This is a genomic window from Methylomonas koyamae (assembly GCF_019669905.1).
GTDB lineage: Bacteria > Pseudomonadota > Gammaproteobacteria > Methylococcales > Methylomonadaceae > Methylomonas > Methylomonas koyamae.
In genome coordinates this window covers 4,801,413-4,823,602 of sequence record NZ_AP019777.1, presented here as the reverse complement: position 1 = coordinate 4,823,602, position 22,190 = coordinate 4,801,413, and the positions used below count along the sequence as shown (strand labels likewise).

Below are 22,190 nucleotides of genomic sequence, written 5' to 3'. Positions count from 1 at the left end.
CTCCCTAAGATGAGGTAGCTTCGAAGCGATGCGCTTGAACCGGTATAACGAATCGATGTGACATAGTCAGCATTCGCATGTAACCCGGAGTTTTAGCCCGAAGAATGTCGTCCTCAATCCCTGAAAATGCTATCTGGACTCGAGAGAGGCTCCTTGTTTCATCCTGGCTTGAAAGATGACCAACAAAGAAATTTTCAGTTTGTGCTAGAAGTTCACTATTGATCGTTGAAGGTGATTGTGTTGAGTACACCATGCCTATGTGGAATTTAGCCCCCTCTTTCGCAAACCTGGCATACACACCAGTCAAATCTTTTGACTGAGGTGGGAATAGGTTGTGGGCTTCTTCGAAATAGAGCTGAACAAAATGTCCTCCAAGATTGTTGCCAACGAACTTCCGTTCTTGATGACTAAAGACCGCTTTGGACAGCATATCAGCAAAGTAACGCCGTATCTGGTCTGTTGCATTACCAAGGTCGAGAATTACGGTCTTTCCAGCATCCAATAGCGTCAGGATATCCGCAATAAAATCACCCGCGTCAGGAGCGTGATATGCCATATATCCGCGCAAAATCGTAGGGCCCGAACCGCTTGCCGGACTTAAAAACTCAAGCAACGCTGCATCATCAGCATCGAACATTGCTTTACCGCTTGATGACTGGAGAGAAGGATCGTTCGGGTTTTCTCGTCGGAATTGAGCAATTACCTCAAGCTCACTTACCAATGCATCGAGGCTTTGTGGTTCACTGGGTGGAGCGGAATTTCGAACTGCCTGATATGCGGCAGTTCGGAGTGAATTATTGAAATGTGGGTCAAAATTTTTCGCGTTTCTGGATGTAAGACCTTTGATACGCAGACGTGACTCATCTGCTTGGAATCCTGCTTTGTTAAGGATTGCCCAATACATTTGAATCTTTCTAATTGGCCGAGTCTTTTCGTCTGGCCCCATTGTCGCGATTGATTCAATAGATGGCAGCTTCACGTTAGCAAAGCTGCGGACATAGTTAGACATCTTGTTGTCCTGCTCCAGCATCGAGGCAATGATTTCGATGCAAGATTCAGGCTTTTCATAGAAATTAAGACGGAGCGGTTTCGACGGGGTCGCTGGTCTCTTTGTTAATGCATAGACTTCGCATCGGGATTCGTAAGCTGAACGAATTGATTTATTCCCATCTTGAGGGTTGTCGTTAGCGTATTCGCCATTGATGTCGAAAATTAACTGCCCAATGCTGTTGTCAGACTTCGTTGATTCCAAGATGCCCTGAGCAATAAGTTTGACGACATTGGATTTACCCAGCCGGGTTTTACCGAACATGGCGGTTCGACAGCCACGGAAGTCCCTGATCGATATGTTGACAGGAATATTGCTAATGCCGCCGTTACTGGAAAGACCGCATTCCATAGTGCGTAGCCTGCCGATCTCAAACTGCTGTTCTGGCTTAACAGTTCCATTAACTATCACTTTGAGCAAGGCTTCATCTGGAGCAAAAACCTTGTAGCGATGAGCACTGACCACGTTATTCACATCACCCGAGAATGCTAAGCGCTGCATATTGGTAGGATCCGCGTAGAACATACCCAATACATCACAATCAAGAGCACCCCACTGAAGTTCACTTTGAGTCCAACGGTCGAGCTCAGGCATGGACTTTTTATGGAGTTCGAAATAGGTTTGTTGTACTTGATTACTCAAGGGTGTAGGGGATACTCCAGTCACACGGAGCAGAGTGAAATGGGGCGGAGCATTCCCTGCACTGACAGGAGTCATTATCAAAAACGAACCGCGCGGAATTCCTCCAACGGCAAGTTTGTACGGATCGCTGGTAATGATCTTCGCCTCATCGTACCCTAACTCCAAGACGTAACCGACAAAGCGCATTTTATCGACCTGACGAGCTGCCTCTACTTGCGCCTCCCGGTCTAAGAAAATTCTTAGCGCCTCGATAGGATTACCCCGGGTTGCCGTAGCGTTAACCATTTGAAAAAGATCTGTCATGACTGTCCATCGCCTGAGGTAAAAGAAATGATCATTTCGTCAAACTGCTTTCTATGCTTTGATGAAGCCGAGATAGAAGAAAAACGTGAAGTTGTATTTAGATTGAAACCGCAATCTTCGTAAAGCTCCCGAATCGACGAATGGTTTGCATTTGTCGATAGGATATGAACTCCACGATTTTTGGCTCGAATCAAAGCTTTTGCCAATCTTTCCTGGTCTTGCCAGGAGAAGAGTTTTTCGTTGTATTTAACGAAACCGTTGAAGTTATGCCTAACTGTATAGGGCGGATCCGCAAATATAAAATCATCGGCCTGCGCCTCGTCTATAAGAATCTCAAAATCTGCAGAACGAATATCAGCACCTTCAAGTAGCTTTGCTATCTGATCAAAACGATCACTGGTTAGCAAAACAGAGTCCTTTGTGCCTCGAGGCACGTTGAACTCACCGCGAAGATTCACGCGATAAATTCCATTAAAGCACGTCCGGTTCAGATAGATCATTCGCGAAGCACGTTGGATAACATCTGTGGGATGTGAGCCTCTGATTAAATAGAAATACTCATCCGAATGCTGACTACTGTGATATTGCAAACTTTTCACCACCTCCTCCCAGTTCTCTTTAATACCGCTATAGGCGGCAATCAAATCAGGATTGGTATCGCCAAGTAGTGAGGAAGTTGGTTGAAGGTAAAAGAACACGGATCCACCACCAAGAAAAGGTTCGATATACCTTCTAAAGTTCTTAGGGATAAAATCCGCATGACGTTGCACAAACCAACGTTTCCCTCCGGCCCATTTTAAAAACGGCAATATTGTTGGTTTTTCATTCACACTCGGATACCGAATGGTTTTACGACACCATTTCCATACATCCAAATCTGTTACGGATTAAGAAATCAGCCAGCTAAACATCCAAATTCGCCACATCCAGCGCGTTCTTGACGATGAAGTCGCGGCGGGGTTCGACGATGTCACCCATTAGCGTTGTGAAGATTTCGTCGGCGGCAATGACGTCCTGGATCGTGACTTGCAGCAGGCGGCGGCTGTTGCTGTCCAGCGTGGTTTCCCAGAGCTGTTCCGGGTTCATCTCGCCCAATCCTTTATAGCGCTGGATGTGTTGGCCTTTTTTGACTTCGCGCATCATCCATTCGAAGGCTTGTTTGAAATTGGCGACGTGTTGCTCGCGTTCGCCCATGCGCATGACCGAGTGTTCGCCGAACATGTTGGTGGTGTGTTCGACGTAGGCGGCGATTTTTTGGTAATCGTGGCCGGAGAAGAACGGTGCGTGCAAGACGAAGGTTTTGGTGATGCCGTGCAGGCGTTTGTTGACGGTGACATCGAAATCTTCGCCGTCGCGGTAACTCAGCTCGCTACTGAATACGGCTTTATGGTCGCCGGCGTTCAGGTTGCGTTCCAGTTGCGCAAACCAGGCGGTCAGCATTTGCGGGTTGGCTCTGATATCGGCGTTCAATACCGGCATGTAGGTCATTTGTTCCAGATACAGGTCGTCGTAACGTCTGGACAGGCGTTGGATTACGTTCATGACGTCAGCAAACTCAGTCGCCAGTTTTTCCAAACCCGGACCTTGAATAACCGGGGTGTCCGGGTCGGTCTGTAATTGGGCTTTATCCAGCGCCATTTGAATCAGGTATTGGTTCAAAGCGTTGTCGTCTTTGACGTAGTGTTCTTGTTTGCCTTTCTTGACTTTGTACAACGGCGGCTGGGCGATGTAGATATGGCCGCGTTCGACCAATTCCGGTAATTGGCGGTAGAAAAATGTCAGCAGCAAGGTGCGGATGTGTGAGCCGTCGACGTCGGCATCGGTCATGATGATGATGCGGTGGTAACGCAACTTTTCGACGTTGTATTCGTCCTTGCCGATGCCGCAGCCCAGCGCGGTAATCAAGGTGCCGACTTCTTCCGACGAAATCATTTTGTCGAAGCGGGCTTTTTCCACGTTCAGAATTTTACCTTTCAGCGGCAGGATGGCTTGGGTACGGCGGTCGCGGCCTTGTTTGGCGGAACCACCGGCAGAGTCCCCTTCCACAATGAATAGTTCGGACAAGGCCGGGTCTTTTTCCTGGCAGTCGGCCAGTTTGCCGGGCAAGCCGGCGATGTCCAGCGTGGTTTTGCGGCGGGTCATTTCCCGGGCTTTTCTGGCTGCCTCGCGGGCGCGGGCGGCGTCGATGATTTTACCGGCGATGGCTTTAGCAACTTGCGGTTGCTCCAGCAGGAATTCCTGCAGTTTTTCGTTCATCGTCGATTCGACCAACGGTTTCACTTCGGACGACACCAGTTTGTCTTTGGTTTGCGACGAGAATTTGGGGTCCGGCACTTTTACCGACAACACGGCGGTCAAGCCTTCGCGGGCGTCGTCGCCAGTGGTGGCAACTTTTTCCTTCTTCGCCAGACCGTTGCTTTCGATGTATTGGTTGATGGTACGGGTCAGCGCGGCGCGAAAGCCGGCCAAGTGGGTACCGCCGTCGCGTTGCGGGATGTTGTTGGTGTAGCAGAATACGTTTTCTTGGTAGGAATCGTTCCATTGCATCGCCACTTCGACGGTGACGCCTTCCTTTTCGGCCTGGAAGTGGAACACTTTCTCGAACAGCGGCGTTTTGTTCTTATTCAGGTGTTGCACGAACGCGCTGATGCCGCCTTCGAATTCGAACACGTCTTCCTTGCCGCTACGTTCGTCGCGCAACGAGATTCTGACGCCGGAGTTGAGGAAGGACAATTCCCGCAAGCGTTTGGCGAGAATGTCGTAATGGAATTCGATGTTGGTAAAGATGGTCGGGCTGGGCTTGAAGTTGATATAGGTGCCGCTGCCTTCGGCGTCTCCGACAACGGCCAACGGCGCAACCGGTTCGCCCAACACGTATTTCTGCATGTGCAGTTTGCCGTTCTTGCGGACTTTCAAGGTTAATTCTTCGGACAGTGCATTTACCACCGAAACGCCGACGCCATGTAAGCCGCCGGAGACTTTGTAGGCGTTGTCGTCGAATTTACCGCCGGCATGCAGTACCGTCATGATCACTTCTGCGGCGGAACGGCCTTCTTCTTTGTGAATATCGACCGGGATACCGCGGCCGTCGTCGGACACCGACACCGAACCGTTTTCATGGATGACAACATCGACGCCTTTGCAGTAACCGGCCAATGCTTCGTCTATCGAGTTATCGACAACCTCGAACACCATGTGATGTAGACCGGAACCGTCATCGGTATCACCGATATACATGCCAGGACGTTTTCTGACCGCGTCCAGACCTTTCAGTACTGTGATATTCGAACTGTCGTATTGTTCACTCATGAGGGTATCCAGTGTGTTGTACCGCACGGTGGTTTGTCGTTTGCTCGGGCATTCAACAGATCATGCGTTGGTGATGGAGGTTTCTAGTTTTTATTATTCGTTCCACGTGAAACATCAAACCTGGCTAATATCGCCGTGTTCCACGTGAAACCACTTGTAGTTGTCGATGTTACTTAAATCGCCGAAATCGGCTATTCCAGTACTGCTGATAAATATTTGGCATTCAAGCTCGGCCAAGTATTTTAGCAATTTTGCCCTGTTATCTGCATCCAATTCCGCCGTCAGGTCGTCGATCAGAATGCAACAGGTATTGGGGCTATCCCGATTCAACAAAGTCACTTGCGCTAACAGCAAAGCTAATACCAGCAACTTTTGCTGACCGCGCGACAAATAATCTTTAGCCAGCCGTTTGTTCAGGTAAGTTTGGAAATCGGCGCGGTGCGGACCGCTATGGGTGAAGCCGTAACGCATATCCTTTTCCAGATCGGCTTTAAACGCTTGCTCCAAACTCAATTTGTCGTCCCAACCGGATAGGATGCGCAATGCCACATCGTCGCTCCGTAAAAAATAGCCGGCCATTTCCAGAAACACCGGTTGCAAAGCGCTTAAATAGCTCAGACGGAAATCCTTGATCATCCGGCCGTACTCGGCCAGTTCCCGATCCCAAGCCGAAATTTGCCGAACTTGCCGACTCTTCAGTAGCGCATTGCGCTGCTGCAAGGCTTTACTGTAATTACGCCAGCAAGGCAGAAAATTCCTGTTGTGGTTAAAAATCCCCCAATCCAGAAATTCTCTGCGGATTTGCGGCCCCGAATCGAGCAAACGGTAGCTCTTAGGATGGATCAATTGCACCGGCAATGCGTAAGCTAAATCCGCCTTCTGCCGGTTTTCCTGGTCGATGCGGATCTCGCATTGTTTGTTGTCGATTTGAATACCGAGATGGCTGACCGATCCGTTTTGCAGGCGGTTTTGCGCAGCGACAGTCAATTGCGATTGATCGAAGGCGATGGCTTGCTTGATATGGGTGGTCCGAAACGACCGGGCTCGACCCAAGATGAAGATAGCCTCCAGCAACGAACTTTTACCGCTGGCATTGGCCCCGGTAATCAAGTTGATGGACGGCGACGGCGAAATGCTGGCGGACTGGATGTTCCGCACCGCCAGAACATCCAACTTTAACAAAGTCATCCCGAGAAGCTGTTTACATCCGCATCGGCATTACGATGAATTTGAATAGGGCTTGTTCGGGCTCTTCCACAAAGCAACTGCTGGCATTGCTGGCAACGGTCAAGACCGCCATTTCCGAATCCAGATTGGTCACTGCATCCAGCATGTACTGCGAATTGAACGAAATCGTCAATGGATCGCCTTGGTAATCGATAACCAACTCTTCCTCGGCTTCGTCATGCTCTGGATTGTGCGTACTTAACTTCAACGAGTCGCCGGCAATATCGAAGGTAACGCCTTTGTACTTTTCATTGGACAAAATCGCCACCCGGGTCAAGGCCTCGCGCAACAACTGTTTTTGAATCAGCAGCGGCGACATGAAGCTCTGGTTGAACACCTTGCTGAAATCCGGAAATTTAGCGTCTATCAGTTTGGACGAGAACACCACATCCTTGTAATAAAGTTTGATGTGGTTGTTGGAGAATTGGATATTCAACTCGGCTTCGGTATCGTCCAACAGGCGGCTTAATTCCTGTACCGCTTTTCTCGGCAAAATGATGCGGGATTCGCAGCCGGTCGCCTGGCCGATATCATCCTCGTAAATCGACAGGCGGTGGCCGTCGGAAGCTACCAATTTCAATCTGGAATTGCTGATATGTAGCAACAGGCCGTTCAAATAGTAGCGAACATCCTGGTTGGCCATGCAAAACACGGTTTTTTCCAACGCTTTCTTTAATTTGCCGGCATTCAATGCGAAATCGTATTCGTAGTTCGATTCGTTGAATTCCGGGTAGTGTTCGGCCGGCAATGTACTCAACGAGAACCGGCTGCGCCCCGATATCAGTTTCACTTTGTCGTCCTGTAACTCAAAACTGATTTCGGCCGCAGGCGGCAGCAAGCGGCAAATATCCAGAAACTTGCGCGCTGGAACCGTGATTTCCCCGGATTTTATTATTGATTCGATATTTATCTTCGAGACAATCTGAATTTCGGTATCGGTACCGGTCATCACCAATTGGTCGTCGCTGGCTTGCAACAACACGTTGGAAAGGATAGGCATGGTTTGCCGTTTCTCGATAACGCTGACGATTTGTTGCAACGGAGCGAGAATTTGATCTCTGCCAATAATAAATTTCATATCAATATCTTTTCTCTATTGTTATTACTATCGAAGAAAAAACCTGTGGATAAGCTGTAATTACCTTTCAAAATCAATAACTTTTTTTCATATTGAACATGTAAGTTAACCGTCGCCGTACTTGTTGAGGATTTGTGGAAAACCGGCAAGGGTCAAAATGGCTACAACTTGTCCACATCTTTTGCCGATATTATCCAACATTCTTTTCAACAAGTTTGCTTTCCCTATTATGGAGGAAACTGGCGAGTCCGCTTAGCGGAATTGTGGTTTGCCGACTATCTACCGTGCTAACGAATTGGTTGCTGGAATAGATCGGTCTTCATAAAGTTCGTTTCGGTAGCAACCGGTTGCCTTGGCGCTGGCAAAGCGGCAAATTTCCGTCCCCGCAAGTCCGATTTGCCGGCCGATCTCAACAGCTAATCATAAATAGATTATTAGATCTTTATTTTTTGTTATTACTATTACGTCCATAAAAAACTGTGGATAAGTGTGTTTTTTATATTTTTTTCAAACAGATGAATTAACACTAAGTCTGTAAATCCCAGCCGTTGATGCTTGTCCACACAATGTGGATAACTGCCAAAGCCGGATTAATCCGCAATTTTTCCACAAGATTCGACGAATTTTGCCAACACGCTTATCAACAATGTTTATAAGTCGGCATCCGCCAGATTTGGATCTTGAACTGATAAACCAGCGGTAAGCCCGCCGATTGGCCTAAAATGGTATCGGATCATTTTTACAAGGAGAACTTATGCTGGTACTTGGCGTGGATATTGGCGGTTCCGGTATCAAAGGTGCGATAGTCAACACCGAAACCGGAGAATTAGTATCGGAACGGCATCGTATCGACACGCCGCAGCCGGCTACTCCGGAAGCGGTTGCGGCGGTACTGGCGCAGTTGGTGGTGCATTTTCACTGGAACGGGCCGGTCGGTTGCGGTTTTCCGGCTGCGGTGCAACACGGCGTCGCCTTGACGGCCTCCAACATCTCCAAGGAGTTTATCCAAACCGATATCGATAAATTATTTTCGGAAGCGACAACCTGTGCTTGTTTCAACGTCAACGACGCCGATGCCGCCGGGCTTGCCGAAATGCATTTCGGCCACGGCGTGGGTCAATCCGGTGTGGTGTTGTTGGTTACCGTGGGTACCGGCCTGGGAACTGCGCTGTTTACCGACGGCAATTTATTGCCCAATACCGAGTTGGGGCATATTTTTTTGGAGAACGGCATCAAAGCCGAACGCTATGCCTCCGATGCGGCGCGCAAGATCGAGGATTTGGGTTGGAAAACCTGGGGTAAGCGCTTCAATACTTATTTGACTGCGATGGAACGCTTGTTCTGGCCCGACTTGATCATCCTCGGCGGCGGCGCCAGTAAAAAGTTCGACAAATTCCAGGATCAACTCGCATTGAACACGCCGGTCAAACCTGCCGTATTTTTAAACCAAGCCGGCATCGTCGGTGCCGCACTGTTTGCCAAGTCGAAACTTTAATTTAAGGTTTGGCCCAGCCGGCTTTGGCGTTGCGGTTTCTCGCTGCTGTACGCGGTACGATGATTGCTTGGTGTTACCTCGGTTGAGGAAGCTTGTTACTGCCGGCGTGTCTTAGTAGCCAGTTTTTCCCAAATTTCCGCTCTATCCAACCCAGGCGATCACCATGGCAATCAGCGTTTTCGATATCTTCAAAATCGGTATAGGCCCTTCCAGCTCGCACACGGTGGGACCGATGCGGGCGGCAATGGCCTTTGCCCGCAATTTGGAACAACAAGGCTTACTCGGCGCAGTCCGTCGGATTCAGGTCGAACTATACGGTTCCCTCGGCGCCACCGGCAAAGGCCACGGCACCGACAAGGCAGTCATGCTGGGTTTGGAAGGCGAAATGCCGGATGCGGTCGATCCAGACCAGATTCCGCAACGCCTGGCGCAGATCCGCGAGACCGGTGCGGTGCGGCTGCTGGGCCAATATCCGGTGGCGTTCAACGAAAAATCCGATCTGCTGTTTCAACGCAAAGTATTGCCTTACCATTCCAACGGCATGCGGCTGACCGTGTTCGATGCATCCGGCGCCGAATTGGTGCAGGCCGATTATTATTCGGTCGGCGGCGGCTTCGTCGTAACCGGACCGGAAGCGGCGGTCGACCGCTTGAGCAACGACGATACTTGTTTGCCTTATCCGTTCAACACCGGCGACGGCTTACTCAAATTATGCGCCACTCACCGCAAGTCGATCAGCGACTTAATGATGAGCAACGAGAAGGCCTGGCTGAACGAAGCGCAAATCCGCGAGCGGCTATTGAATATTTGGCAGGTGATGCAGGCCTGCGTCGAACGCGGTCTGCACCAGGAAGGCATCATGCCCGGCGGCATGAAAGTCAGGCGCCGGGCCGCCAACCTGTATCGGCAACTGACCGGCGAAATTCCGCGGCAAACCCCGAGCATGCCGGTCGGCACGATGGAATGGGTCAATTTGTTTGCGCTGGCGGTCAGCGAAGAAAACGCCGCCGGCGGCCGCGTCGTCACGGCGCCGACCAACGGTGCCGCCGGCATCATTCCGGCCGTGCTGCATTATTACTGGAAGTTTTGCGAAGGCGCGAACGAGGACGGAGTGATCCGCTTTTTATTAACCGCGGCGGCCATCGCGATTTTATATAAAGAAAACGCCTCGCTGTCCGGAGCCGAAGTGGGTTGCCAGGGCGAAATCGGCGTGGCCTGTTCGATGGCGGCCGGCGCCTTGGCCGAAGTGTTGGGCGGCACGCCGGAGCAAGTCGAAAACGCCGCCGAAATCGGCATGGAGCACAACTTGGGTTTGACCTGCGATCCGGTCGGCGGCTTGGTGCAAGTGCCTTGCATCGAGCGCAATGCGATGGGCTCGGTCAAAGCGATCAACGCGGCGCGGATTGCACTACGCGGCGACGGCAAACACTTCGTGTCGCTGGACAAGGTGATCAAGACCATGCGCGAAACCGGCGCCGATATGAAAACCAAATACAAGGAAACCTCGCGCGGCGGTTTGGCGGTGAACTTGATCGAATGTTGAGCCGCAGTCCGGTTAAGCCGGAGTGTTAACCGGTGGCGGTTTTCCGTTCGAGTACCGTTACCGGTTTGTCGCGCAGATACCAGCCGTAATACAAAGCATAAGCCACCAAAAACACCAGATAGCCGGACCAGAGAATGTCGGACAGGTAATGGCCGCCGGCTGTCATCCGGGTAAAACCCATGGTCCACGCCAAGCCCAACGTCAGCAGCAAATAAAACGTTTTGTAATTTTGCGTTAAAAAATACAGGGCAAAAAACGCATATCCGACCGAACAATGGCCGCAGACGAAAGACTTATCCGGGCTATGGCCTAATTTTGCCGGCGGCACGTAGTTGTATTCCCCGCCGAATTCCTTGGTATGCACCGGCCGCGGCCGCCCCCAATGGTCTTTGACGATCAGATTGACGACCAGCCCTGGGCCTATCGCAATGACCAGCAAGATATACATGGCTTGGCGGCGAAAACTGCGGAAGTCGTCGTGCAAATGACTGAATAGGTAAGCCAGCAGGGCAAATGCACCGGCCGTGATCGTGAACGGAAATGCGTAATCGTACAGAACTCGCCAAAACCACCAGTCCTGTTTGGGCCAAACGCCGCTGGCGTTGCCCGGATAAAAAAATAAACCGGCCGCCCACCGGTCCAAATTGGTAAACCAAAATACGAGGGTGGTAGCCGCGGCAAGTGCGGCCAGAACGGTTAATTCGCAGTGATGGCGTTTCGATGTTGCCATTGGGTATCCAGATAGTCGGTTCGAATCCACTACAGCCAAGCCAAAACTGCGCCAAATTTTCATTCCGTTTACAAGGCTTTGAAAATTAACAACCATTCGCGGTCCGGCGGTTTTGGATTAAACCGTATAGGTTTATCTCAACCAATGCCAGCGGCCAATTTGCACCAATGTCGAGCAGTTCCCGGCTAACTTCGCCGAAAACGCGGCGATGCCTTGAACGGCGCCCACGCCGGTTCTGGTAATGAAAATCAGTAGTTCCCAGTTTCATCCCTTAGCTCGCGGTATAGCGGACTACACTTGAACGTTAGCCGGACGCCGAATAGGCCGCAAGGCGAATTTCCGCTCAATTCCAGAAAATATAGGAAGAAACTATGAAGCCATTTGTATCAAACGCGGCACTTGCCGTTTTGCTGGGTTTTGCCGCCGCCACTCAGGCGACGGACCTCTGGCAAAAAGTCGAAGTAACTCCGGGTCAATATCCGGTAAAAGTCGGCGATTCGCAAAAGCTGGTCACACCCAGTTGCGCATTCGGCCAACCTTACTCTTTTTACGTAAAGCCGGGTAAGGCCGACAAGGTGTTGCTGTATTTCAACGGTGGAGGCGCCTGTTGGAACTACGGTACCTGTTCCATGCAGTCTACCTATGTGCCAGATGCCGATGTGGATGCCAATAATCCTAATAAAATGGCTGGATTATTAAACGCCGAAGATCCGGATAATCCATATAAAAATTGGACCATGGTGTTTGTATCGTATTGTACCGGCGACGTATTTTTAGGTTCCAAGGATACGGTTTACCAAAATCCGTTCAATCCCGATCCGACCGACGCGGTAGCCATTAAACACCGCGGCTTCGACAACTTTCTTTATGTGGTGGATTACTTTAAACGCGAGCGGAAAAACAAATTCAGCCCGTTGCACGCCGGCCGCATAGAAATCGACAAGATCTTGGTGGCCGGTTCCAGTGCCGGTTCTTACGGCGCGGCATTGAATTATCCCTGGGTCCAAAAGTTGTTGGGCAAGGACGCCAAGGTCTCGTTACTCAGCGACGGCGGCATGGGGGTTATTACCGACGGCTTTCTGGCGGCCGGCGTATTCGGCCCTAACTCGGGATGGAACATCAACACCAACTTGCATCCGATATTCAAAACCTTGCCGTCCGCTCCGGCAACCGATTTCTTGCCGAGAGCCTACAGAACCCTGGCAGCGCAATACCCCAAAGAACGTTTTGCGCAATACACGACGGCTTACGATGTGGTGCAAAAATTGTTCTTGAATATCATGGAACAAAACGACGGTGTCCCAGCCGATCAACTCTCCGGTTTCGGCAGCTGGAGTACCAGAATGAATACAATCGCCGGCGGATTAAAAGCCGCATTGCCGAAAAACTACCGGGCTTACATCGACCCCGGTTGCAACCATACGATATTCCGGTTCGACGAGTTTTATACATCGGCGCTGAACGGCATCCGCTTCGTGGATTGGGCCAAGGCTATCGTCACCAACGACAATGCCGATTGGCAAAATCTGAGTTGTACGCCGGGCGTGGATTGCGGCGAACAAAATTTAACCCAGGAAGGGGTATTGGCCTGTTTGGCCAGAAGCTTCGGCACACCGTAATGGCCGGTTACCGGGGCGAGAGTCTGGGCTCTGTCAGATAAACTTATTCGGCGCGGTAACTCGTTGGCGAAGATGCTATCAATTTGCCTGGGTAGGCTAGGCGGCGGCAGCAAATGCCGCCGCCACCCGCTTTTGTCTTGGTCGCAACCTGATGCAACGGTTGGCTTTCACACTCGATTTGCCTACGCAATCGGCTAGGCTCTAATGGCCGATCAACCCTTCGATAAACGGTGCGTTGTCACTTTTTTACGTCCTTTCGAGTAAAGTACCCGGCAATTTTAAACAGCCGACTGTCGGCCGGGCGAAGCTCGCAGTTTGTCGATAGCGGCCGGCATTTTCCTACCATATTGATCGGAGCGTCATGATGGACATACTGCAAATTGGAGGCGGCCGACGCTTATCTGATTTACCCATATCCAAGCTTTATTCGAGCCCTGCACTGATTCGCGGCGCCGAACTGTTTAGCCGGAGTATCAATAACCTTCGGCAGCAATCGGTTGTGGGGCGGTCGCTACCAGACTCCGCCAAGCTGGTCTCGAACAACGGTTCCTTTTTCAAAACCGCGGCCGAATGTTCGAGCGTTAGCAGGTCTACGATTCCCGGTTGGATTCACGCTGCTGTGTTGGCGGTTGCCTTTCCGGGTATCGGTTATGCCGAATTCATTACCCATCCGCTCGACCAGGCACCGCCAGCCCAGCCGGCACCAACTCCGGCAGCGCCGCAAACGCCGACGGCGGATCAGACCGGCCACGCCGATATCAATGTCCAGTTTGGCGAAAAAAAATTGGGCACCTGTACCATGAAATACAAGCTGGAGGGATTTGCTCTGGCTTATAAACAATACGACGGCAGCGGCGAAATAACCTGCCGCAACGGCGAAAAGGCACTGGTCGCACTGTCTTCCAAAAGCATCGGTTTTACCATCGGCTATTCCTCGATCGAAGGCGAAGGTTATTTCACCGACGTCAAATACCTTAGCGAAATATTCGGCGACTATATCTCGTTGGGCAGCCATTTCGGATTCAACAACTCCATCGACCGCCAGGTCTTGACCCGTGGCGAAATCTCGTTGGTATTAATCGGCAAAGGTGAGGGTTTCGATATCGGTTTTACAATCGGCGATTTGTCGATCAACCCCCGATAAAACGATGGGAACCAACCAATTAACGCCATTTCAGCGAGCGCGGCAATACCGTCAGGCAGGTTCCGCTGTAGCGCGGACGCCAGCCGTTTGTCAGCCGCTGGTTTGATTGCACGAGAACTCAAAATGGAAATGAACATAGGCATGGTATTGGCCGCATTACCGTTGGCGATGTTGTTGGGTTATTTAGTTTGTGCTTGGCTGGCTAACAAACGCCAGCGGGACTTGCTTGGCCAAATCGAGCGGCAGCAACAGCAATTGCAGCAGCAAAGCGTAAAACTGGCGGTGGCCGAGGAACGCCTGGCTTTGCTGAATCAACGCGAGTCCGAGTTGCAAGCCCTGCAACAACAATTGCTGGCATTGAAAACCGAAAACGCCGAACTCAATACCCGCCAGCAGGAGCAGCACAAGCATAACGAAGAAAAAATCCGTTTGCTGCAGGACGCCGAAAATCAACTCAAGGCCCAATTCGAAAGCCTGGCGCATCGGATTTTCGAAGAGCGCGGCAAGCAGTTCGTCGAGCATAACAAAACCAGCATCGAAACCCTGGTGGCACCGCTGAAGCAACAGCTCGGCGAGTTCAAACAGCGGGTGGAAAGCGTTTACGACAACGAAACCAAGGATCGTATCTCGCTGCGCGAGGAAATCGTCTCGCTACGCCGCGATACCGCCAAGATGAATCAGGAAGCGCTGAATCTGACCCGCGCGTTGAAAGGCGACCACAAAGCGCAAGGCAACTGGGGCGAGATGATTCTGGAAAAAGTGCTGGAACAATCCGGTCTGCGCAAGGGCATCGAATACGAAACCCAAGGCGCGTACCGCGATGAGGACAAACGCCTGTTCAAACCCGACGTGATCGTCCGCCTGCCGGACAACAAGGACGTGGTGATCGATTCCAAAGTTTCGTTGATTGCTTACGAACGGTATTGTTCCAGCGAAGACGATGCCGAACGCGCGGAGGCCTTGAAACAGCACGTGGAAGCGGTGCGCGCCCACATCAAAGGCCTCAGCGGCAAGGATTACTCCAGCCTAAAAGGCCTGCGTTCGCTGGATTTTGTGCTGCTGTTCATGCCGATCGAAGCCGCCTTCATGGCCGCGTTCCAAGGCGACGAAAAACTGTTCAACGACGCTTTCGAACACAAAATAGTCGTGGTTACGCCGACCACGCTGTTGGCGACGCTGCGTACGATCCAAAACATCTGGCGCTACGAGCAACAAAACGAAAACGCCCGCCAGATCGCCGACAAGGCCGGCACGCTGTACGACAAAATCCGCGGTTTCGTCGAAGACATCGAAAAACTGGGCAACCAACTCGGCACCGTGCAAAAAACCTATGACGGCATCGTCAACAAACTTAGCAGCGGCCAGGGCAATTTATTAAGGCAAGCCAGCAGCCTGGAAGAGTTAGGCGTCAAAGTGAAAAAGAAACTACCCAAGAGCCTAACTGAGCAAATGGACGCAGGTGACGAGGCATGAGCCTGGATTACACCACGCTGGAATTGCTGAAACAAAACCATCCGGCCTGGCGCTTGTTGCGCTCCGACCACGCGCCGCTGATCGCCGGCTTTCTGCACCGGGCCTTCGTCGCGCCCAACCAGCGTTTGCTCGCCCAGGCCGATTTGGCTGAAGCATTGGAGGACGAGTTGTTCGGCCTGCGCGAGCGCCTGGGCGGCGACGCCTTCCCCAAATCGGCTTTGGATTATCTGAACGATTGGGCCGCCAACGACAAGGGTTGGCTGCGCAAATTTTACCGCCAAGGCTCCGACGAACCCTATTTCGATCTGACGCCGGCTACCGAAAAAGCCATCGCCTGGTTAGGCAGCCTGACCGAGCGCGCCTTCGTCGGCACCGAGTCGCGCTTATTAACGTTGTTCGAACTGCTCAAACAAATCAGCGCAGGCAGCGAAACCGACCCGGAAACCCGTATCGCCGAACTGCGCAAGCGCCGCGCCGACATCGACGCCGAAATAGCCAGAGCCGAGGCCGGGGACCTTGCCTTGCTGGACGACACCGCCTTGAAAGACCGCTTTCTGCAATTCACCGCGCTGGCCCGCGAACTGCTCGGCGACTTTCGCGAAGTCGAGCATAACTTTCGCGGCCTGGACCGTCGCGTGCGCGAGCGCATCGCCTTGTGGGAAGGCGGCAAGGGCGAATTGCTGCAAGACATCATGGGCGAGCGCGACGCCATCGCCGACTCCGACCAGGGCCGCAGCTTCCGCGCCTTCCGGGATTTCCTGATGTCCAGCCGCCGCCAGGAAGAATTATCGGCCTTGCTGGAAAAAGTGCTGGCCTTGCAGCCGGTGGCTGAACTGCGCCCCGAGGCCCGCTTGCGCCGGGTGCATTACGACTGGCTGGAAGCCGGCGAACACACCCAGCGCACCGTCGCCGAACTCAGCAAGCAACTGCGCCGCTTCCTCGACGACCAGGCCTGGTTGGAAAACCGCCGCATCATGGAAATCCTGCACGGCATCGAAGCCAAGGCCTTGGCTTTGCGCGACAATCAACCGTCCGGCGAAGTGATGAGCATCGCCGAAGCTGCTGCCGACATCGAACTGCCAATGGAACGGCCGCTGCACACGCCGACCGTCAAGCCGCGCATCGCCAGCCTGATCCCGGAAACCGGCGACGACGACCTGGACGCCACCGCGCTATTCTCGCAAATCGTCATCGACAAAACTCAACTGGCCCGCCATATCCGCCACGCCCTGCAAGACAAACCGCAAATCACCCTGGCTGAACTCTGCCGCAGCCGCCCGCTGCAACACGGCTTGGCGGAACTCGTCGCCTATCTGCAACTCGGCGGCGACAGCTTCAAAACCACCGTCGATGAAAACGCCGAAGACATCATCTTTTGGCAGGCCTTGGATGAGGCGGGGCGGGAAGTGAGCAAGCAGGCGCGCTTGCCTAGGGTGATATTTGTCAGATAAGCCAAAAGCGGATCAGGGCGGGTAAAACACCAGACCGACGCGCTGGATGTGTTCGCGCAAGTCGGTGTTATCGATCTGATCGTAAAGCGATAAATCCAGCGTGTACGGTAGCAGTAAGTCGTCGATCTCGGTTTCGATCCGGCATAGGTCGGCGTAGGTTAAGTTGTCGCCGAACAGCGTCAAATCGATGTCGGAACCGGGCCGATAATTACCCTTGGCGCGCGAACCGTACAAAATCGCGCGTTCGACTTGCGGATATTTGGCAAATACGCGTTGAATCGCGCTAATGGTGTGCGGCTTTAAACCAAACCGGTCACAGACTTCGGGGCTAATCGCTGTCATCCGGCAAATTCCGTAGCTTGATTTGCAACTGGACGAACAAGCCGAGAAAGCGTTGCTTGATATTTGCGGCGATCGCTTGGGCGGTGTCCTGATTGTAACTATGGCTGGTGCGATTCCGGTCGCGAATCATATCCATCCAACTGTCGCCGTCGTCGATCAAACCCAATTTGAATGCCATCCGCGTTGCGTCCCGCGAGCCGAGGATGTCCTGATGGCCTTTTTCCAGCAAATATTCGCGCAACACGTTCCAGGCCAGTTCGTGGGTATATGCGAAGGCCTGAATCAAGCCTTGTTCTTCCAATTCATTGAGCTCGCCTTTGTCGATGAACTTGGTTAACTGCGCCAAAGCGTTTTGATAATTGGCGAAGCGCTGTTTCCAGCGGGTGTCTTGATGCATAAAGGGTGAATCCTTGATTTTAAAGGCCTTTCGTATTTGATATGGCGTTTTTAAGAGAAAGTCAGCTTAACGCGCGAGGATTATTCATGACAAGTAAATCCTCTGGATTACCGGAGGATTTTCGTTCGAATCGTGGGATACTTGTATCTTGAGAGGATTATCAAAACAGAGGCATGTCATGTTGCAAACCGCTGAAGTGATTTACGATCCCAAACAAGGCTTGGCTTTCAAGGCGGCCGTGAACGTTACCGGCTGGTAAAAGTTTTGGTGACTTTCGTTGAGCCGTCCTTTCCCGCACCGCCGTCAAAAGTTAGCGCATCAGCGTCAATGGCCGCACTCGAAGCAAACCGACTGAAATTATCCGACGCTGAAATCGATGCCCAAATTCGAGAGTTAGTGGAAAATTACCCGCAACGCCGATTCGGCGTCATGAAAGGTCAAGCTCTGGTTACCGATAATGAGCCACATAATTAAAGGCCGACATGCAGCGCAATATGTCTATGCCTTACTGTCTTAATTTATTATTTGATATCAATAACATAGTAATGGAAAATCATGGATAATTTAACTATTCGTGAAATACTCGATTCGGTCTATCGAGGGCAAATCCGTATCCCCGCATTCCAAAGAGGGTTTGTGTGGGAACCGGATCGTGTGGCTTTTCTCGTAGACAGTATCTACAAAGGCTATCCTTTCGGCTCTCTTCTGTTCTGGAGAACAAGCGAACGCCTGAGAACAGAAAAAAAGCTGGGGCCGTTTAATCTACCTGACCCACAAGCCGATTTTCCAATCGACTATGTACTAGATGGACAGCAGCGAGTTACCTCGATATTTGGCGTTTTTCAAACGGAGCTTAAAGGCAACTCCGAAACATGGAAAGACGTCTTCTTCGATTACCAACAGGTGGCGGATGTTCAGGAAACGCAGTTTTTTGCTCTATCGCCTGAAGAAGTTAATTCTGATCGGCACTTCCCGTTACGCGCCATATTCAATACAACCGAATATCGAAGGCTTACTCGCTCCATGAATGACGAGCTAGCTTTAAAGATTGATGCGATGCAAACAGTTTTTAGGGAGGCACGAATTCCGGTTCAAACCTTTCGTACTGATGAAAAGGAAAAAGTTGCGATAATTTTCGAACGAATTAATCGACAAGGCGTTCCCTTGGATACGCTCCAGCTTCTATCGGCTTGGACTTGGAGTGAAGACTTTCAACTACAGGCGGAATTTGAAGATCTAATTTCTGAGCTTAGCGACTACGGGTTTACAGAGCTTTCTAATGATATAAGCCTTTTGCTCAGATGTACTGCAGCAATTCTTACGGGGTCTTCTCGCCCAGAAAGTCTTGTTAAGCTAAATGGAGCAGCAGTTCGTGAGCGGTTTGGTGAGGTGATAAATGGTATTCGAGGTGCGCTGGACTTCTTGGAAAACACGTTCCATCTACCCTCTATATCGGCCTTACCTTTTGAAAATGCGCTCATTCCCCTTGCGGTTTTCTTTGCTGCGCCAACAAACACAGAGGTCGCAGTTAGCGACCAGCAAAGACATATTTTGTCGAATTGGTTTTGGCGATCAGCTTTCTCAGGACGATACAGTGCCGGTGTATTGCGCCACCTAGATATAGATATAGTTGAAGCAAAAAAACTTCGAGAGGGAAATACTTCACGCTTAGCGGAGATAGTAGTCAGCGTGTCCTCCGATTTCTTTACTACCAATAGGTTCTTGATCGGTTCCGTAAACACGAAGACGTTTATAGCTCTATTGGCACAAAATAGCCCCATGAACTTTATTAGCGGGACTCCTATCAATCTGCGCCAGAAACTCCAGCTATACAATAGAAAGGAATTTCATCACCTCATGCCAAAAGCTTTCTTGGCAACATCTGGTCAAACCGCTAAGAGCGAAAATCTTTTGGCCAACTTTTGCTTCATCGCTCGGTCTGACAATCGTGCGCTTGGTGGTGATCGCCCGAGCATTTATCGGGGAAAGATGGCAGCAAATATCGACGCAATTCTTCAGTCACATCTTTGTCCGAATGCGCTTTTCGATGACAACTATGAGGCCTTTTTAGCCCTACGTGCGGAGGCACTTGCACACAAGGCTCGCGAACTCTGTGGAATCAATCCATAAACCCGATAACCTGCGGCATAAGATGTTGCCGTTAAGCGCATCGTCGCGACCGGAGCGCCTACACAACCTATCTGTGGCGGCGCTCGTTATCCCGTTTACCTTATAGCTACTGATCTGAGGTGAACTCGCCAGATATGTCCCGGGTGCCGTGGAGTACCCTGATAATGGTTAGTTCTTGCTCGGTGGCGCTAAAGAAAATCAAGTAGTTGCCATAGGCGCATGAGCGGAGGTTATCCACCAGCTCAGGACGGAGACGGTAGCCTAGCTGATTTACGGCGATGGTTTTGCACTGAGCATAACTCTCTGACAAATCCGAGTGCGCGGCGGGGATTATCCTGGGCGATCTAATCGCCGATTGCTTCGATGTCGCGTTTAGCCAGAGGCGTTACAATCAGCTTGCTCACTGGCTATCGGCTTGTTGCTGGTACTTTGCCTCTAATCGCGCGAAAACGCTATCGGCTGGGATGCCGGGCCCACTGGCTTTGCCGGCAGCGATTTCCGCTTTCAGCGCTTCCAGTTGTAAAGCCTGGCGTTGCTGTTGTTCTTCCATCAATCGCAAGGCCGCACGCACCACTTCACTGGTATTGTTATAACGGCCGCTGCTAATTTGTTCGCGGATGAAAGCTTCTAAATGTGGGCTTAGTGCGACGCTGGTGGGCATGATGGCATCTCCTAATGTTATTTGACGGGTCTTTAATATGGCTGTCAACTGTCTGAGTTGGTCATGTCCGTCTCGCGTCCACGCCGATTCAACCTATTCTGTTTGAATGCTGGTTTGCCGTAGATGGTGAAGCAAAGGCAGCAACGCGGTTATATCGGTCTGGATGATGCTCCACAGTGTATCGTTGTCGATTCCGGGAGGCGATGATCATGCGCTAGGGAATTTGCGGATTGTTTTCGCGAATTTCGCATGGAATGTGGGTCGCAGCTTCGCCGATCAATTCCAGGTTGCGCACCGTGGCATCGTAGTTCAATCCACTATCGGTAAAGCCCTGTTGATCGAAGCCATCGGTATAAGTGAGCACTTTTTCAGCAAATGCCCGCATGTCGTCCAAATAGAAACGCCATTCCCGCCCGGCGGTTTCAGACATCGATAGCTTCCTTTTCTATGAACGGCCGCAATTCCGGGCGCAAGGCTTTATCGGTGACCAAATCCACCGGGCGGCCCAATTGATCTTCCAGATAAAACTGCACGCCGAAATACCGCGCCGAGGTCGCCGGACCATCGAAGCTGACCAAAATGTCTACGTCAAACCGTTGCGCGACAACGGGTTTGAGTTTTCTCAGCAGTTCTAATGCCTGGTTCCGATTCATAAGGCTTTGCTTGTTAAGTCCGTAAAACTCCGCTTTTCCAGTTGGCAATGGATAGTAGCATCGAAAGTCATAACGCAGGCTATCTCTGGTGGCTATGGTTTTACCCTAAAATACGCGCAATTCAACGCCTGCTCAATTAAAACGATTTCACCATGACCGACGCCGAACCCGACATTTCGCAGACGTACGACCTGTCGGCCGTAATCATCCCGCTTTTGAAAGGCGTGATCTACCAGGAAACCGACGGCGGCCTTTGGAATGCCTTGCTGAATCTGCAAGCCAGGGTGCGGGATTACGTGGCGGTGTTGGGTTTGGAGTTGGTGCTGGACGAGGCCGAGGGTTATGCGTTTTTGCGTTCGCGCCAAGCCGACGCCGAAGAGGACGACACTGCGGCCAAGTTGCCGCGTTTGATCGCGCGCCGGCCGTTGTCGTTACCGGTCAGCTTGTTGTTGGCCTTGCTGCGCAAGCGTTTGGCCGAGTTCGACCGCGGCGGCGGCGAGACTCGGTTGGTCTTGTCGCGCGAGGACATCGTCGAGTTGATCCGGGTGTTTTTGCCGCCACGCAGCAACGAGGCGCGGCTGATCGATCAGATCGAAACTCATATCAACAAGGTGGTCGAACTGGGTTTCTTGCGCAAACTCAAGGCGGCTTCCGGGCAGTCGGCCAATTACGAAGTCAGGCGGATATTGAAAGCTTTTGTCGATGCGCAGTGGCTGTCGGAATTCGACGCCCGATTGGCCGAGTATCAAGCGCAATGGCTTGGCGGCCGGGAAGGCGGAGAGTGATTCTGCGTAGATTGATCCCCATCGCGCTTTCCCGCCGGGACAATGCCATTAGGTATATCGTGGTTTGTCCCCCTCTTTTCCAAAGAGGGGTTAGGGGAGATTTTCTGAATAAATCCCCCTCGATCACCCTTTTGCAAAGGGGGAAGCAGCTTAAGCTAAA

Annotated in this window: 20 protein-coding genes; 8 read left to right on the top strand and 12 right to left on the bottom strand. The window is 51.6% G+C overall.

Annotated features, from left to right (window positions below; genetic code table 11):
- Window positions 1–4: 4 nt before the first annotated feature.
- The 5 genes from MKFW12EY_RS21705 to dnaN all read right to left on the bottom strand — a co-directional run bounded on the left by MKFW12EY_RS21705 (window position 5) and on the right by dnaN (window position 7,607).
- On the bottom strand, window positions 5–1,993 hold the full coding sequence (locus MKFW12EY_RS21705; RefSeq protein ID WP_054759704.1) for an ATP-binding protein: 1,989 nt from the start codon (window positions 1,991–1,993) through the stop codon (window positions 5–7).
- On the bottom strand, window positions 1,990–2,823 hold the full coding sequence (locus tag MKFW12EY_RS21700; protein ID WP_245006388.1) for a DNA adenine methylase: 834 nt from the start codon (window positions 2,821–2,823) through the stop codon (window positions 1,990–1,992). Before MKFW12EY_RS21700 ends, MKFW12EY_RS21705 begins: the two co-directional genes overlap by 4 nt.
- Before the next feature lie 73 nt (window positions 2,824–2,896).
- Window positions 2,897–5,302, bottom strand: coding sequence for a DNA topoisomerase (ATP-hydrolyzing) subunit B (gene gyrB / locus MKFW12EY_RS21695; RefSeq protein ID WP_221053757.1), 2,406 nt, complete (start codon window positions 5,300–5,302; stop codon window positions 2,897–2,899).
- A gap of 114 nt (window positions 5,303–5,416) precedes the next feature.
- The gene (gene recF, locus MKFW12EY_RS21690; protein ID WP_054759702.1) at window positions 5,417–6,490 is read right to left on the bottom strand and encodes a DNA replication/repair protein RecF; all 1,074 of its coding nucleotides are present in this window, start codon (window positions 6,488–6,490) and stop codon (window positions 5,417–5,419) included.
- 13 nt (window positions 6,491–6,503) lie between these two features.
- Window positions 6,504–7,607, bottom strand: a complete 1,104-nt coding sequence (gene dnaN, locus MKFW12EY_RS21685) for a DNA polymerase III subunit beta (protein ID WP_221053756.1) — start codon at window positions 7,605–7,607, stop codon at window positions 6,504–6,506.
- 754 nt (window positions 7,608–8,361) lie between these two features.
- On the opposite strand from dnaN, the gene ppgK reads away from it, so the two are divergent.
- Together ppgK and MKFW12EY_RS21675 are read left to right on the top strand one after the other, a co-directional pair.
- On the top strand, window positions 8,362–9,102 hold the full coding sequence (gene ppgK / locus MKFW12EY_RS21680; RefSeq protein WP_221053755.1) for a polyphosphate--glucose phosphotransferase: 741 nt from the start codon (window positions 8,362–8,364) through the stop codon (window positions 9,100–9,102).
- Window positions 9,103–9,265: 163 nt separating this feature from the next.
- Window positions 9,266–10,645 (top strand): L-serine ammonia-lyase, encoded by a 1,380-nt coding sequence (locus MKFW12EY_RS21675; protein WP_054759700.1) that lies wholly within the window; start codon window positions 9,266–9,268, stop codon window positions 10,643–10,645.
- Window positions 10,646–10,670: 25 nt separating this feature from the next.
- Here MKFW12EY_RS21675 and MKFW12EY_RS21670 read toward each other — a convergent pair whose 3' ends face one another.
- A complete protein-coding gene (locus MKFW12EY_RS21670) occupies window positions 10,671–11,375 on the bottom strand; it encodes a phosphatase PAP2 family protein (RefSeq protein WP_221053754.1) in 705 nt (234 codons plus the stop codon).
- Between the two features lie 371 nt (window positions 11,376–11,746).
- On the opposite strand from MKFW12EY_RS21670, the gene MKFW12EY_RS21665 reads away from it, so the two are divergent.
- From MKFW12EY_RS21665 to MKFW12EY_RS21650, 4 genes are all read left to right on the top strand, one after another.
- Entirely contained in the window at window positions 11,747–12,994 is a 1,248-nt protein-coding gene (locus MKFW12EY_RS21665) for a pectin acetylesterase-family hydrolase (protein WP_054759698.1), read from the top strand.
- 619 nt (window positions 12,995–13,613) lie between these two features.
- Complete coding sequence (locus MKFW12EY_RS21660) at window positions 13,614–14,138, top strand: hypothetical protein (RefSeq protein WP_221053753.1); 525 nt, start codon at window positions 13,614–13,616, stop codon at window positions 14,136–14,138.
- Between the two features lie 123 nt (window positions 14,139–14,261).
- Window positions 14,262–15,611: a DNA recombination protein RmuC gene (locus tag MKFW12EY_RS21655; protein ID WP_245006387.1), complete on the top strand. Its 1,350-nt coding sequence runs from the start codon at window positions 14,262–14,264 to the stop codon at window positions 15,609–15,611.
- Entirely contained in the window at window positions 15,608–17,062 is a 1,455-nt protein-coding gene (locus tag MKFW12EY_RS21650; RefSeq protein ID WP_221053752.1) for a DUF3375 domain-containing protein, read from the top strand. The genes MKFW12EY_RS21655 and MKFW12EY_RS21650 overlap by 4 nt, the downstream gene beginning before the upstream one ends.
- A 12-nt stretch (window positions 17,063–17,074) precedes the next feature.
- On the opposite strand, the gene MKFW12EY_RS21645 is transcribed toward MKFW12EY_RS21650, so the two are convergent.
- Complete coding sequence (locus MKFW12EY_RS21645) at window positions 17,075–17,404, bottom strand: nucleotidyltransferase domain-containing protein (protein WP_054759694.1); 330 nt, start codon at window positions 17,402–17,404, stop codon at window positions 17,075–17,077.
- Entirely contained in the window at window positions 17,391–17,801 is a 411-nt protein-coding gene (locus MKFW12EY_RS21640) for a nucleotidyltransferase substrate binding protein (protein ID WP_221053751.1), read from the bottom strand. Before MKFW12EY_RS21640 ends, MKFW12EY_RS21645 begins: the two co-directional genes overlap by 14 nt.
- Window positions 17,802–18,356: 555 nt before the next feature.
- Between MKFW12EY_RS21640 and MKFW12EY_RS21635 the strand changes: the two genes are divergently transcribed.
- A complete protein-coding gene (locus MKFW12EY_RS21635) occupies window positions 18,357–19,931 on the top strand; it encodes a DUF262 domain-containing protein (protein WP_221053750.1) in 1,575 nt (524 codons plus the stop codon).
- Window positions 19,932–20,037: 106 nt separating this feature from the next.
- On the opposite strand, the gene MKFW12EY_RS23355 is transcribed toward MKFW12EY_RS21635, so the two are convergent.
- The 4 genes from MKFW12EY_RS23355 to MKFW12EY_RS21615 form a co-directional block, all read right to left on the bottom strand.
- Window positions 20,038–20,262, bottom strand: a complete 225-nt coding sequence (locus MKFW12EY_RS23355) for a type II toxin-antitoxin system RelE/ParE family toxin (protein WP_373280567.1) — start codon at window positions 20,260–20,262, stop codon at window positions 20,038–20,040.
- 69 nt (window positions 20,263–20,331) lie between these two features.
- A complete protein-coding gene (locus MKFW12EY_RS21625) occupies window positions 20,332–20,592 on the bottom strand; it encodes a type II toxin-antitoxin system ParD family antitoxin (RefSeq protein ID WP_221053748.1) in 261 nt (86 codons plus the stop codon).
- Window positions 20,593–20,806: 214 nt separating this feature from the next.
- On the bottom strand, window positions 20,807–21,022 hold the full coding sequence (locus tag MKFW12EY_RS21620; protein ID WP_221053747.1) for a HepT-like ribonuclease domain-containing protein: 216 nt from the start codon (window positions 21,020–21,022) through the stop codon (window positions 20,807–20,809).
- The gene (locus tag MKFW12EY_RS21615; protein ID WP_054759690.1) at window positions 21,015–21,245 is read right to left on the bottom strand and encodes a nucleotidyltransferase family protein; all 231 of its coding nucleotides are present in this window, start codon (window positions 21,243–21,245) and stop codon (window positions 21,015–21,017) included. The genes MKFW12EY_RS21620 and MKFW12EY_RS21615 overlap by 8 nt, the downstream gene beginning before the upstream one ends.
- A gap of 152 nt (window positions 21,246–21,397) precedes the next feature.
- On the opposite strand from MKFW12EY_RS21615, the gene MKFW12EY_RS21610 reads away from it, so the two are divergent.
- A complete protein-coding gene (locus MKFW12EY_RS21610; RefSeq protein WP_054759688.1) occupies window positions 21,398–22,030 on the top strand; it encodes a DUF4194 domain-containing protein in 633 nt (210 codons plus the stop codon).
- Window positions 22,031–22,190: the final 160 nt, after the last annotated feature.